The 13,777-nt window shown below is 45.7% G+C and carries 12 protein-coding genes; 4 read left to right on the plus strand and 8 right to left on the minus strand.

Annotated elements, in window-relative coordinates; translation table 11 throughout:
* Nucleotides 1–183: transposase (locus tag AKL11_RS00770; RefSeq protein WP_157673402.1), on the minus strand; the 183-nt coding region annotated here is incomplete at its 3' end.
* A 261-nt stretch (nucleotides 184–444) separates the two neighbouring features.
* On the opposite strand from AKL11_RS00770, the gene AKL11_RS00775 reads away from it, so the two are divergent.
* On the plus strand, nucleotides 445–1,461 hold the full coding sequence (locus AKL11_RS00775) for a hypothetical protein (RefSeq protein WP_067514613.1): 1,017 nt from the start codon (nucleotides 445–447) through the stop codon (nucleotides 1,459–1,461).
* On the opposite strand, the gene AKL11_RS00780 is transcribed toward AKL11_RS00775, so the two are convergent.
* The 4 genes from AKL11_RS00780 to AKL11_RS00795 form a co-directional block, all read right to left on the minus strand.
* A complete protein-coding gene (locus tag AKL11_RS00780) occupies nucleotides 1,428–2,495 on the minus strand; it encodes an IS4 family transposase (RefSeq protein ID WP_067514615.1) in 1,068 nt (355 codons plus the stop codon). The genes AKL11_RS00775 and AKL11_RS00780 overlap by 34 nt on opposite strands.
* A 345-nt stretch (nucleotides 2,496–2,840) precedes the next feature.
* Nucleotides 2,841–4,190, minus strand: coding sequence for an alanine/glycine:cation symporter family protein (locus tag AKL11_RS00785; protein ID WP_067514617.1), 1,350 nt, complete (start codon nucleotides 4,188–4,190; stop codon nucleotides 2,841–2,843).
* A 106-nt stretch (nucleotides 4,191–4,296) separates the two neighbouring features.
* Nucleotides 4,297–5,229: an ankyrin repeat domain-containing protein gene (locus tag AKL11_RS00790; RefSeq protein ID WP_095210063.1), complete on the minus strand. Its 933-nt coding sequence runs from the start codon at nucleotides 5,227–5,229 to the stop codon at nucleotides 4,297–4,299.
* Between the two features lie 78 nt (nucleotides 5,230–5,307).
* Nucleotides 5,308–6,522 carry an argininosuccinate synthase gene (locus tag AKL11_RS00795; RefSeq protein WP_067514622.1) on the minus strand — a complete coding sequence of 405 codons (1,215 nt, stop codon included), beginning with the start codon at nucleotides 6,520–6,522 and terminating at the stop codon, nucleotides 5,308–5,310.
* A 285-nt stretch (nucleotides 6,523–6,807) separates the two neighbouring features.
* Between AKL11_RS00795 and pyrC the strand changes: the two genes are divergently transcribed.
* The 3 genes from pyrC (at nucleotide 6,808) to AKL11_RS00810 (ending at nucleotide 11,043) form a co-directional block, all read left to right on the plus strand.
* The gene (pyrC, locus tag AKL11_RS00800; protein ID WP_067514624.1) at nucleotides 6,808–7,842 is read left to right on the plus strand and encodes a dihydroorotase; all 1,035 of its coding nucleotides are present in this window, start codon (nucleotides 6,808–6,810) and stop codon (nucleotides 7,840–7,842) included.
* 57 nt (nucleotides 7,843–7,899) lie between these two features.
* Nucleotides 7,900–8,499 (plus strand): ribonuclease T, encoded by a 600-nt coding sequence (rnt, locus tag AKL11_RS00805; RefSeq protein WP_095210064.1) that lies wholly within the window; start codon nucleotides 7,900–7,902, stop codon nucleotides 8,497–8,499.
* A gap of 306 nt (nucleotides 8,500–8,805) precedes the next feature.
* Entirely contained in the window at nucleotides 8,806–11,043 is a 2,238-nt protein-coding gene (locus AKL11_RS00810) for a protein kinase domain-containing protein (RefSeq protein ID WP_067514628.1), read from the plus strand.
* A gap of 117 nt (nucleotides 11,044–11,160) precedes the next feature.
* On the opposite strand, the gene AKL11_RS00815 is transcribed toward AKL11_RS00810, so the two are convergent.
* From AKL11_RS00815 to AKL11_RS00825, 3 genes are all read right to left on the minus strand, one after another.
* The gene (locus tag AKL11_RS00815; RefSeq protein ID WP_067514630.1) at nucleotides 11,161–12,168 is read right to left on the minus strand and encodes a hypothetical protein; all 1,008 of its coding nucleotides are present in this window, start codon (nucleotides 12,166–12,168) and stop codon (nucleotides 11,161–11,163) included.
* A gap of 135 nt (nucleotides 12,169–12,303) precedes the next feature.
* On the minus strand, nucleotides 12,304–12,864 hold the full coding sequence (locus AKL11_RS26395) for a methylated-DNA--[protein]-cysteine S-methyltransferase (protein WP_067514632.1): 561 nt from the start codon (nucleotides 12,862–12,864) through the stop codon (nucleotides 12,304–12,306).
* Nucleotides 12,865–12,894: 30 nt separating this feature from the next.
* A complete protein-coding gene (locus AKL11_RS00825; RefSeq protein WP_067514634.1) occupies nucleotides 12,895–13,698 on the minus strand; it encodes a Cof-type HAD-IIB family hydrolase in 804 nt (267 codons plus the stop codon).
* Nucleotides 13,699–13,777: the final 79 nt, after the last annotated feature.

Consider the following 13,777-nt stretch of genomic DNA (forward strand, 5'->3'; position numbering starts at 1 on the left):
CTGATCAGGATTTTTTCCGTTGCCCGGCACTGGCACTCCTTTAGATACGGCATGTTTTCGCCAAGTGTATAGCGTCACATCAGAGATGCCAGTATCTCTTACCAGCTGGGAAACCGGCGCATTGTTAGGCGGCATCATCTTCTGAATGATTGACTCTTTAAACTCTTCTGAATAGCGGGCCATTGATTACTCACTGACCGCCCCCTGTTTAAGTTTTAAATTCAGCAGAGGCGACACCTATGCTGACACAGGGGGATATACGAACAGCACTAGTACATAGCTTCATTGATTTTGAGGTATTCCGTTCCTCCTGAGCGAAGTCGAAGGATAGTGCCACCGCACTTCGACAAGCTCAGTACGAACGGGAGTTGTAAGCATTAATACCATTGAAACCATGTGCCAGTAGCTTTCACTAATTTAAGCCAGTAGACTTGGAGACTTGAGATGTTAACGCGGGACGTAATAGGAGGCTTAGCTTCCTCAAATACTCAAACTTCATGGAGCCACAAAGATGAAAACGTAGAAACCAACAAGCCTGCATCCAGCTCTTCCTCGTTTAACTTTAAGACAGTCCATGCTGAGACGCATTCTAATTCGACGATAAATTCTACAACCGGCCATCACATCGATCAACTCGATACACAAGGACTGCACAACAGAGAGGCAGCACTATCTCCAACTTACACGTCAATCTTTATCAAAACAGACAGTGACAGTGACAGTGAAGCAAATAAACCCTCCACAGCAACTGATAAAGTTGTCAGAAACTCGAAATCAGATCAAAACATACCAAGTCAGTCCAGTAGTCTTCTGCTCTCCAGTAGCATAGATAGCACAGATAAAGCCAACATTCTGGATGATGACACAATCAAAACCTTAAAAACTCAACATGGTCGTCAAATCGACACCATAAATCTTGATGCCTTCGTTCGAAAACTGGTAACCACAACACAACAAATATTCAGTACTAACTCCGGAGTCGACCATGAAAAACTGATTACAAAGCTATCTTCTGGTCAAATGAATGATTTAATCAGACACCTTACCCAACAATATTCTATCGATCAAAAGACACTTAAAATATCCAAGTTTACAGAAGGATTTATAAATCCTAAGCGAATAACCTTCACCGATAAGAGCTTACGGGAAACCATTTCAGACATTAACCCTGCCATGATCTCTATCACTGTATTTATTACAGCGGTAGTTATCGGCTCTGCAGTTATCGACATACTTCAAGATGATGATCCAAGCAATTTGTATTTTCAACGATCAGGAGCTGCTGGTATCGTCGGAACCTTGCTCTTTGGTTATTTCAGCGCATTCACAAATAAAGCTACCCGGGAAGCCTATAAGGCTGTCATTGACAACATTGATACCAAATTAATAAAAGGAGAAACTGTAACACTGAATTCTGTCTTAGAGACCTATGTACGGGACAAAACATGTAAGAGCATTTGAAAGTTGACTTGGTCGCTTTTTGCACAGCTATTTTTCAGAACCCTGCGAAGTATATCCAGTCCCAGTCTGAAAAGGGCTTTGGCAGGTCGCCCATGTTTATTTAGAGGAAGCTGTTTTGCATCTCCATAACTCCAGTGGCCAACAAGCAAGCACCATGTAAATGCCAGAGCAAGGATACCCATCAACTTATCCATACGATCAAGGTTGGTCATATGAGTAGATTCAAGGTCAAACCCACGGCTTTTGAGGCATCCAAACAGCGTCTCTATCGACCAGCGTTTGTAGTAATCTTCTACCATGGTTTCTGGCTTTTTGGTGGCGACAACAATGAGAAGCCCATCCACTGAACGTCTTGCACCAATATACAGACTAACGCCTGARMCCTTGCGTTTGCTGTGCCAGGTCACGACCTGATACAGCTTTATGTTCCTAAATAGCTGCACGGCCTTGATAGGCTTGCCTCCACTCCCCATAACGGAAGTGTTATCTTTGATACGGAGCCGACAGACAATACCCTGTTTATCCAGCCAGTCGAACCATTCGTGACCAATGAATTCACGGTCTGCAAGCAACCCATCTATCTTTTTTGCAGGTATCAGTTTCAGAACTCTTTTCATGATGGCAATGCGTTCATCTGCATTTGAGTTGCCACCACTCTTATCGAGACAAGTCCAGACAATGGGAATAGACGCACCTTGCCAGGCAATAGAAACCACCAGATAGTTAATGTGCTGGCTACCAAATTGCCAGTTGGTTCTATCCATGCAAAGTGTGTAGCTGGTAAGGTTTAACCAATGAAGTATGAGCTTTCCCAACTGCTCATAGCAGTATGTATATTTCTCAAAGAAGCGCTTTATACGACRATAGCTGGACTCTTCCTGAGCCTTACTCTGAAACTCTTCAGCCACTCGATACAAGTTACATGAGCGCCCCCTCATCAAGCCGAGAATGAATTGGGCAAGAAACAGTATCCGGGCTTGATGCCAAGGGAGATGAGCTTTAAGCTCCTTTGCTAGTGAGCTGATGTCTTCCATACACTAAAAGGTAATCTGGCCGGAGGTAAGAGACCGCATAGATTACCCAGTATGGAAGCCAGCTCATACCTTATTATGCATTGCTATATCTGGCTTGCGGTGTTTTTGTCCCGTACATAGCTTAGAGACGTTCCACGATGTGGAGGAACATCATTTAAAAGCCAATAAGTCAACCACCAAAAAGGAGATAATAGCCCTTGCTGCTGGTATAATCTTCACCCTCGTGTGGGGCTACGGTGATAAGTTCATCAGCTAGCGCATTACCATTATTGTCGGCCGGAGTGATTGACTACACTGGCCAGAGCCCACTCAAATTATCAATTGAGCCGATGATAAAGCTTGCCCTTAACCCTTATCAAAATAATCTTTAGCCAATTTGAAAACCACAGGGCTCAGCATGATCAGAGCAATCAAGTTAGGCAGCGCCATCATCGCATTCAGAGTATCTGCCACCAGCCAGACGAAATCCAGGCTCGTTACAGCACCCAGTGGAATCGCCAGAATCCACAAAATACGATACGGCGTAATAGCTTTTATACCGAAGATGTATTCAACGCTGCGCTCACCGTACAGTGCCCAACCAAGAATGGTGGTGAAGGCAAATACGCTTAAGGCGATGGCTATCACATAGTTACCCACACCTGGTAGTGCCTGCGCGAATGCTGCTGATGTAAGTGCTGCGCCGGATTCCCCGGACATCCAAAGACCAGAAGTAATAATTGCCAAGCCGGTGATAGAGCAAATGATAAGGGTATCGATAAAAGTGCCGAGCATGGCAATCAGCCCCTGACGAACAGGATCTTTGGTCTGGGAAGCTGCATGAGCAATAGACGCCGAGCCAAGCCCTGCTTCGTTTGAAAAGACACCACGGGCAACACCAAATCGAATCGCCATCCACACTGCGGCACCGGCAAAACCACCTTCAGCGGCATGATCAGTGAACGCATAGGTAAAGATCAGCTCAAAGGCTTCCGGTAATTTATCGGCATTAACACCCAGAACCAGCAGGCCTGCAATCAGATAAGCAATGGCCATAAAAGGCACCAATGCACCAGCCACAGCACCAATACGACGAACGCCGCCTAACAACACCGCACCCACTAACACCATCATCACGACGCCGGTAGCAATGACAGGAATGCCAAAGTTGCTATTCAACACATTCGCAACGGAATTCGCCTGAACCGTATTGCCAATACCGAAAGCCGCAATAGCGGCAAAGATGGCAAACAACATGCCCAGCCACGCCCACTTTGGCCCAAGGCCATTCTTGATGTAATACATCGGGCCACCGACGTGATTGCCCGCTTCATCCACCTCTCGGTATTTCACCGCCAGCACAGCCTCGGCAAACTTGGTTGCCATACCCACCAGCGCAGTGCACCACATCCAAAATAACGCACCTGGCCCACCAAGAAATACCGCAGTGGCAACACCGGCGATATTACCGGTACCCACGGTGGCAGACAGTGCAGTCATTAATGCCTGAAACGGAGAGATTTCGCCTTTGTCTTTTTCATCGGATCGGGATGTACGACCATTCCACATCAATTTGAAGCCAGTGCCCAGCTTGAGCAGCGGCATCAACTTCAAACCAAGCATTAAAAACAGCCCGGTACCCAAGATGAGAACCAGCATCACTGGCCCCCAGACGATGCCATTCACCTGGCCGATAAAACTATTGATAGCTTCCATGATGTGGACTCTTCTATTATTTTGAGTTGTTATTCTTTTCTTCGTGTAGAAGTGTCACCAAACTAACCCAGAGAAGAGTGGGTTTCAATCCTCAGCTTTGCGTAGATTATAATGTGAGTTTTTTCATTTCCTGTTGAACTTGTAACTCCTGCAGAGCCTTTGCTAGTTCAGGTTTCCCATTGCTTTCTGCATAAGCAATAGGTGTATAACCACAATATTCGTAATTTAAATCATTCAAAACATCGGGAATTCTTTGAATCAGAATATTTAAATCTTCGACAGAATTAACCAGATGCAGCGATGATTGTTTACCCTCAGCCTTAACACCGTCAGCGTTTGCTCCATAACTCACCAGCAAATCTAGCAAATCCGATTTAGCTGTCATTTCCTGAACGTTAGTAGCTATAAAAAGACTACACACTGCCTTCCAAACAGGAGAAACACATAGATTCCCAACACTGTTCGGATTACCACCTGCATTCAAAAGTAGTTTTGCCAATTCAAAATTGCCATTGTTAACCGCCGCATACAGAGCATTGCAACAACCATAACTCTCATGGATATTAGCTCCAGCAGACACCAGCAGCTCAATCATAGGTCTCTTGTTTTCTTTTACAGCTAATGAGATGGGTGTCCATGGATTATCAGATAGATTGTAAACAGGAACATTGACTGGCTTTCCGTCTCTAACCCATTCACAAAGCGCTTCCATTCCCTTCTCTGCATCCTCATGTACAATCGCATCGTACAAAGGCTTCCAAGGTTGATTTTGATGATTCCAGGTACCATCGTACTTAACGGCGACCTGTTGGTCACACTCTGGTTTCATTGGGAGTCCGATTTCTCTTCTGCGCAGAGAGATGACCGCATTAACTGGTGAGTCGATAATATCTCCTGTCCTTCGATTAAAATACTGAAGCTCAGGATGAAATGGTTTGATCCCAGTAGCCCGGGTATCTTCTACACAGGGTTGCTCCATTGGGGGCTGAGGGCTAGTACACACCCGATCACCCGATAAGCTTGAAAACAAACTACCCATCAATAAAATGCCTCATATTTAAATAGCGGTTCAAAATATGAGACAACTAAATTCAATCAATAGTTCATACTTTCGTACCTATTTAAGAGATCGCCCCTTATTGGCTGCAATCCTCAACCGCAGCGCATTCAACTTGATAAACCCTTCCGCATCCCCCTGATGATAAGCACCTTCATCATCTTCAAAGGTGGCGATATTCTCATCAAAGAGAGAGTCATCGGAGCGCCTGCCAACAACGGTCACATTGCCTTTGTAGAGTTTTAGACGAACTTCGCCGTTTACCGGCGCCTGGCTTTCATCAATCATCTTTTGCAGCATTTCACGCTCCGGCGACCACCAGTAGCCGTTGTAAATCAGCTTGGCGTAGCGTGGCATCAGTTCATCTTTCAGGTGAGCAACTTCTCTATCCAGAGTAATAGACTCAATCGCCCTATGCCCTTTCAGCATAATCGTGCCACCCGGCGTTTCGTAACAACCACGGGACTTCATGCCGACGTAACGATTTTCAACAATATCCAGACGACCAATGCCGTTATCGCCACCCACTTTGTTCAGGTAGGCAAGCACCTCTGCCGGGGACATTGCCTTGCCATCAATCGCAACAATGTCGCCTTTTTGATAAGTCAGATTCATATACGTGGCAACGTCCGGCGCATTTTCTGGAGAGACAGACCAACGCCACATGTCGTCTTCTGCTTCGGCCCATGGGTCTTCGAGGATGCCGCCTTCGTAGGAAATGTGCAGCAGATTAGCATCCATAGAATAAGGGGATTTGCCTTTCTGACGTTCAACCTCAATACCGTGCTCATCACAGTAAGCCAGTAACTTTTCCCGGGAATTCAAATCCCACTCACGCCAGGGGGCAATCACTTCAACACCGGGCTTTAGCGCATAAGCGCCCAGCTCGAAACGCACCTGATCGTTTCCTTTACCAGTAGCGCCATGGGAAATCGCGTCGGCGCCGGTTTCATTGGCAATTTCAATTAACCGTTTGGAAATCAAAGGTCGGGCGATGGAGGTACCCAGCAGGTATTCACCTTCATAAATGGTGTTGGCTCTGAACATGGGGAAGACATAATCCCGCACAAACTCTTCACGCAAATCATCGATATAAATCTCTTTAATACCCAACGCTTCCGCTTTTGCTCTGGCCGGCTCCACTTCTTCACCCTGACCGAGATCTGCGGTAAAGGTCACCACCTCACAACCGTAGGTATCTTCCAGCCACTTGGCGATTACCGAAGTGTCGAGGCCTCCAGAGTATGCCAGAACCACTTTTTTAATTTTTTTCATTGTTAACTCCGACTGCCGTTCTCCAGGATCATAGGGATGATCGCACAAAAACGGATACATATTCTGTTTTTACGCATAATAATTCATTATCACCTTTACGCCAAGGAGATTAGTGGTTTTTACCTATTTCGCTGAAAAACCCTACACCAAATGAACCAAGGCTCCAACGCTAAGGTCTTATAAAAGTAGCCTGCTGTTCATCAACACTATAAATAAATAGTATTTTTATATAGGATATCCAGCCGGTTCCATAAACAGTCAAACCGGAATAGGCATCTTCATAATATGAGCCAACTACTGACCATCGCCCGCCCTGACGATTGGCATCTTCATCTGCGTGACGACAGCGCTCTGAGCGAAACCGTTGCCGCAACCGCCAAAACCTTCGCCAGAGCCATCATCATGCCGAACCTGGTGCCACCGGTGATTGATGCTGAAATGGCCAGCCAATACAAATCCAGAATTATTCAACACATTCCCGCCCAGTATGCATTTCAGCCATTAATGGTGATTTACCTGACGGATCGCACCACCCGGCAAACCATTCTGGATGCCCATAACCGAGGTGATGTGGTGGCAGCCAAGCTCTACCCTGCCGGTGCCACCACCAACTCGGCTTCTGGCGTGACAGATCTGGATAATGTTCAAGAAGCGCTGGAAGCCATGGCTGAATGCGGCATGCCGTTACTGGTTCACGGTGAAGTCACCGATGCGGAGATCGACATCTTTGACCGGGAAAAAGCGTTTATTGACCGCCATCTGGTTAAACTGGCCGAGAAACTTCCTACTTTGAAGATCGTGATGGAGCACATCACGACGGCGGACGCTGCCGAGTTTGTGCGCGACGGACGGGATAATCTGGCAGCAACCATTACCGCACACCATTTACTGTACAATCGCAATCATATGCTGGTTGGCGGTATCAAACCTCATTACTACTGCCTGCCCATTCTCAAGCGAAATCGTCATCAGCAGGCACTGCTTGAAGCCGCCACCAGTGGCAATTCGCGCTTCTTTCTGGGCACCGATTCTGCGCCTCACGCCGTTGGCGCCAAAGAGTCCGCCTGTGGCTGTGCCGGCTGCTATACCGCGCCCGCAGCCATTGAACTTTATGCCGAAGCCTTTGAAGGCATGGGCGCACTGGGTAAGCTGGAAGGATTTGCCAGTTTCTTCGGCCCAGACTTTTATGGTCTGCCCAGAAACCGTGATACCATCACCCTCATGAAAGAAGAGTGGGTCATGCCAGACTCCATTCCACTCGGAGATAACCGGGTGAAACCTCTGAGAGCCGGCGAAACCATTTCTTGGAAAATCAAGTAACTGGCTACTCAAAACTGATTAAGGAGACACCCCTTGCGGGCCGACGACAGCCATTCCATGGCCAGCCGATTCCGGGGCTTTCTGCCCGTGGTGGTTGATGTGGAAACCGGCGGCTTCAATGCCGCCACTGATGCACTGCTGGAGATTGCGGTAACTGTTATCGAGATGGATGAACACGGCTTCGTCCATCCCGGTGAGTCTCAGTCTTTCCATATCAAACCCTTTGAAGGGGCCAATATCGAGAAAGCCGCTATCGACTTTATTGGTATTGACCCTTTTCACCCCCTGCGAATTGCCAGCGAAGAAGAAGATGCCATAAACCGCATCTTCAAAACCGTGCGCAAAGCGGTAAAAAGCCAGGGCTGTAGCCGTGCCGTTCTAGTCGGCCATAATGCGGCCTTTGATCTGGGGTTTGTCATGGCAGCAGCGGAACGGTGCGATGCCAAACGCAACCCATTCCACCCGTTTTCCTGCTTTGATACGGCAACGCTGGCCGGGCTTGCCTTTGGGCAAACCGTGTTAGCCAAAGCCTGTGCTGAAGCGGATATTGATTTTGATAAGGCTGAAGCGCATTCCGCGCGGTACGATACCGAAAAAACCGCCGAGCTTTTCTGCACTATTGTTAATCAGTGGAAGAATCTCGGGGGTTGGCAATAGTTTTTCCCGCAGGGCTCAGCAACGAGCTCTGCAACTGACAATAGACATTATACTTTTAGATAACCCTCTGAATATCCTCAACCTTTCTACCTAAGTCTCATTGTGCTCATACACCTGAGAAAGTTACTCTAATCCAGAATTTAAAAATGAATCGTGGAGGGGAATGGCGCGATTTATAGGTATCATGGTCAGCTTGAGGAAATATCTTTTTAAGCGTTACTCAGCCTGGGTATTATAGATTAACCGCCTTACACATCGGAAACACTGCCATTTCAAACACCTAAATAACGATAAGGATATTCAGACATGGCAGCATTTACTAATTCAGCATCCGTTGCAGCTAAGGCTCATCACTTCTTTAATCAGCTCATAGATGGAACAAAACAAGAGACGCAAATAACGACACGAGCCAGAGTGGTTGATGAAAAACGGCGCATCTCATCCAATAACAAAAATTTATCCTTTGCAGATAGGATCAACGCAGCCTTAAATGGCAGAGATATTCAAATAGAGAAAAACGTCGAACATAAAATAGCACCAACTTCTTGTAAGAAGCCAATACTAAAACAAAACAAGCCATTAAAAGCTAAAATTGAAAAGATAACGCTGCACCAGCCAGAACTAAAGAACAGCCTGAATATACAGGCTACAACAGTTTCTAAAAACCAGAAAAATCCTCTATCTAACGAGCTTCTGCATCAAGCAAAAGAAGCAGTCGCTAATGGTAATATTGCCTTCCTGCATAAATTAATTTCATCAGCTTCACAAGACAACGCCAGCATGATTACCGCACTTATTATTCATGCTATTGAAAAAAAATGTATTGATACGGCAGAAATCATTTTAAGCTCAGACATTGGAAAAGCCTTAATACTTCCTTCAAAATCACTGACGGAAAAAGGTGAAACTGCACTGCATCTTGCTGCAAAGGCGGGTGACCCTGAAGTGCTCAGAAGCATTCATCATCAAGGAGGCAGAATAAAGAGGCTTCGCTCGGCAAAGTCGATTAATGAAAGCTACTGCAAAGCGATCGATAATCTTCCTTCAAAGCCCGACTCGTACATGAAAGCTACCCCAGGTAGCTGGAAATATTATCTGTCGGATACCGAGAAACAAAAGCTGTTTCCGTGGTGGTCTGAGCAAAGGAATCGTTCTGAAGTAGGCGTCAACGTCATAGTCAACAACCACATTAATAGATCGCTCCCAACTAACCCGGAGAGCAAAGTGGTTAAAACGCGAGCTGAGAATAAAACAGTATCAATGGAAGATGCACGTCTCCCAGCATTTAAAACTCAAATTACTCCAATAAAACTTGCTCGCAAAATTCAAAGTCAAACTTTGCTGCCTGCTACCAGAGAAAGCAATACCGCTCTTACTGCCCATGTACCTAAAAAGTTATCCGCTGGGGGCACAGCAATCATGCCAGAAATCACTCCCAAGGCCTTAAAACAAAGCCAATACTCTGAGCTAGCTAAAGCTGTTTTCAAAGGCAACAGGCAGGATAAACGTGAACACAAGCTTGCTTTCACACGAATAAAAGGAGAGACCTTAACCAGCAAACCGTTTATTGCAGAATTACTAAATGCTGTGCCCAAAGAGTTTTTGAAGGCTCAGAATTGGTCTGCTGCTGATATTGCAAAAATGACTCTCCGTGAAAAGAAGAATGACTTTTCCAAAACTGCTATGGACGCATTTGGTGTTAAGGACATCAAAGACCCAAAAGAAGGACTTTTTTATGGCAAAGGTATGTATGGCAGTGTTACACCGGCCTTAATTTACCGGCCTGATCAACAGCAACCTAAATGGTGTGTAGCCAAAAAACTCCAACAGACACAAGGCCTTAATCTAAGCAGGATCCAGACTGAGGTTACTCTTCAAGCAAAGGCTGGCGTTGGACCAGAAGTTTATGGAATATCAAAAACGAAAGCTAACACTGGCGAAGATCTATTTATTATTTTCATGGAACCGGCAAAAGGTAAAGAAGGATTGAAGCTTTTGAAAGATCAGGAGAGAAAACTAAGCCTGTCACAAAAAGCAACCATGGCCGATAATTTTCTTTGCCGAGTTGCGGACATGCACAATAACGGTGTCTACCACTGCGACTTAAAGCCGGAAAATATCAATGTAGGTGAGGATCAAAGCGTTGAAATACTTGACTTCGGAACTACGGTCTCTGAAAAAACTCGCCCAAATCGCCCCTTATTCCGTGGCGGCCCATTGAATCTGGCTCCGGAAATTGTCACGCAACAAGGTTCACCTTCTGCCAAAATGGATATGGAAAAGGTCGACATCTTCTCATCAGGTATTGTCCTGGCAGAAATGTTCGCTACAAAACCTGAATTCATTTTCACCGATAAAGAAAAGTGGACAAGTACATTAGCTGTTGGAGGTTTATCCAAGCACATCGATCAACTAGACATCCCGCATCCTGAACTGAAACAACTTGTTCTGGATATGATTCATAGAGGGCCTAATCTTAGACCAACCATGGAGCAGATCATCCAGCGTTTTGGTCATATTAAATCAATGCTGAATTTAGACTAAAAAGAGTATTGGAAAGATACCCAAAGCCAGCCCAGCTTTGGGTATCTTTCCAAACAGTCCATAATGCTGCCCGATCGTTAAATGCAAAGTAAGCTTCCATACTATAAATGTAATTAATCAAGCAACTCTTGGTATTTCTAACAATGACTCCCTGCTCGCAGATAACACCTGCCTACATTTAGAATTAAAATCTTCTTTTGTTACCAGAACTTTATCCAAACTATCAAAATAATGGCATTGCCACTGACTCTCGCCCCCTCCCTTCAATGCATCATACTGAGCTTCTGTTTTAGCGGCCATATAACCTGCAACCTCTAAAGCTCCAAACTTCGCCTCAAGAGCACCCTTTGTCTTTACAGGCTCCCTGGGAACAATCAAAATTCTTTTCTGTGCAGAGTCAAATAACAAGTTTAACCTCATTCCACTGTTGATTATGTCTTGCATCGTTTTCTTCAGAGGCTCAGCCAGGCTGCTTATTTTATCGCCTTTTGCCTGCATCGAAAGCACTTCATAGCCAAACCACTCATCTACCCTGCTCAAGCTGTATTTATTATCTGAATAGATTTGAGTCAAAGATTGATGAAATAAGGGCACATCAATACCATCACACACATGTATATGAGCGTGATCTGGAATGCTGGCTCCAGCTTCTGGGTTATTCATCCAGCAGCAACCTATATGCTCTGGATTCTCACTAGCAACACCCTCCATATACAAATCCAAAAACTCGAGAAACTCCTCTAAATACTGGTCAGGATTGAGACCATAGTCATCATATGTACCAGGCTGAGAATGGTGTGATGTGCACGCCATGAAGTGGTTTTTACTAAAGCCAGCAAGCGCAGGTATAAACTTAAGTGCTTTAAAAGGAGCTAAACCCTCTGCACCCAATGCTCGTTGTTGAATATCTTTACAAAGGCCACATTTAAAGCGGTTGATCTCAGGCTGATTAGCAGAGTTTTCAATCAACCCTGTGTAGTCACCATTTTGATAAGCAATCCGTACAGAGTTCTTCACAGCCACCAGCTTAGCGCCACGGCATGTGACAGGCGTGCTTTCAACTACCGCTTGTTCAAATGAAATAATTTGTTTCGCTGTCACTTTACCAGCAAGGTTTTTTCTCAAGTCTGCCCCTACTTGCGGTGGCGGAGGAACACGACTAGACAAACCTACAGGGGGTGAAATGAACGGGGATACCAACATGTTAAACGACGTCTCAATAAACAGGCAAAATAATAACTTTTCGAAATATGAGACTTCCTAGCTATAAATTGGTTCCCCCAGATTATTGATACTCACAGATTCATTTTCCAGCATCAAAAGCCAGCGCTTCATATTCAGGCCGTGGGCGTACCCAGTCATAGTGCCATTTTTCCCAATCACTCGATGGCAGGGAACCATAATCGCCACCGGATTAGCACCATTAGCTGCACCGACAGCCCTTGATGCTTTAGGGCGATGTATTTTTCTGGCGATATCCACATAGGAGCAGGTTTCACCATAAGGAACCTGCATCAAGGCCTGCCATACCGATTGTTGGAATTCGGTTCCCTGCAGATCAAGGGTTACAGAAAATGCGGTTAAATTACCGGAAAAATAATCGGTCAGCTCTTTGATGGCTACCTTCAAATACTCTGAAATTTTATCACGATCCAGTGCAGCAGGTTGATGATCAACGGTTAACTGAATGTCATCATCGGGCAGAATGGACGAAATGCCTTTAGCGGTTGCCGTCACTTTCAAGACACCAACCGGAGTGCTTATTCTCCGATGACCTTCGACCACCGTCTTATGATTTCCACTCCAGACAATTGCATCCATCAACCACACCTTTTATTTTGAGTTGCTGATTTAAAGGTTGTAAAGCCGAGCCAGATACTCCGCAACGGCATGATCATTACAGTGCCCGGTTTGCTCATGACCTGCTAACTGCTTGACCAACGTCGGGTCACCATTCCCCATCACCACACCTTTGCCGACCAGTGAGAGCATTTCCAGATCATTCATTCCGTCACCAAACGCGATGGCATCTTTCAGCTCAAAGCCTTTTAACTTCAGGACTTCTGAAAGTGCAGAACCTTTATGCACCCCTGACGCCATGATTTCAAAGCACTCCGGGAGAGAATACGCCATAGACAGCTGATCACCAAATAGCTCAGTGGCTTTTTCCGATATCGGCAAAAGGGCGGACTGCGAAGGCGCAATAAAAAAGATCTTTTGCACATTATGGCTGCTCATTCGATCAAAATCGGTCACCTGATAAGTGAAGCCGCTTTCTTTATGAAAAGCTTTCAGCTCATCCAGCTCAACTTCTAACAACCACTGTTCACCCTGATACACATTCGTGTGTGTGCTAGCGGCATGGGGTTTGCGCAAATCTAGCAGTGACGGAACCAACTCCGGGCGAATATCGTGCTGGATAATCATTTCACCCTGGGGGTTATGAACCCGGGCGCCATTACTGGTGATCAGGTACATATCCACACCGAGCTGTGCGCGAATGCGTTCTACATCCTGATAGTGCCGACCTGTGGCAAAGATAAACTTGATGCCCTGTTGGCTTAACGTCTGAATGACTTCGCGGGTTCGGGGTGACAGTTCATGATTTTTATTGAGAAGGGTTCCGTCTAGATCGGATACAACCACTGGATACATTGGCTACCTCTGGAAAGTCCGTTTTATCAAGTATTTTATAGATGATGAGACTATCAACCTAAATCAATCATCGAAACCG

It is taken from the genome of Endozoicomonas ascidiicola (assembly GCF_001646945.1).
Lineage (GTDB): Bacteria > Pseudomonadota > Gammaproteobacteria > Pseudomonadales > Endozoicomonadaceae > Endozoicomonas > Endozoicomonas ascidiicola.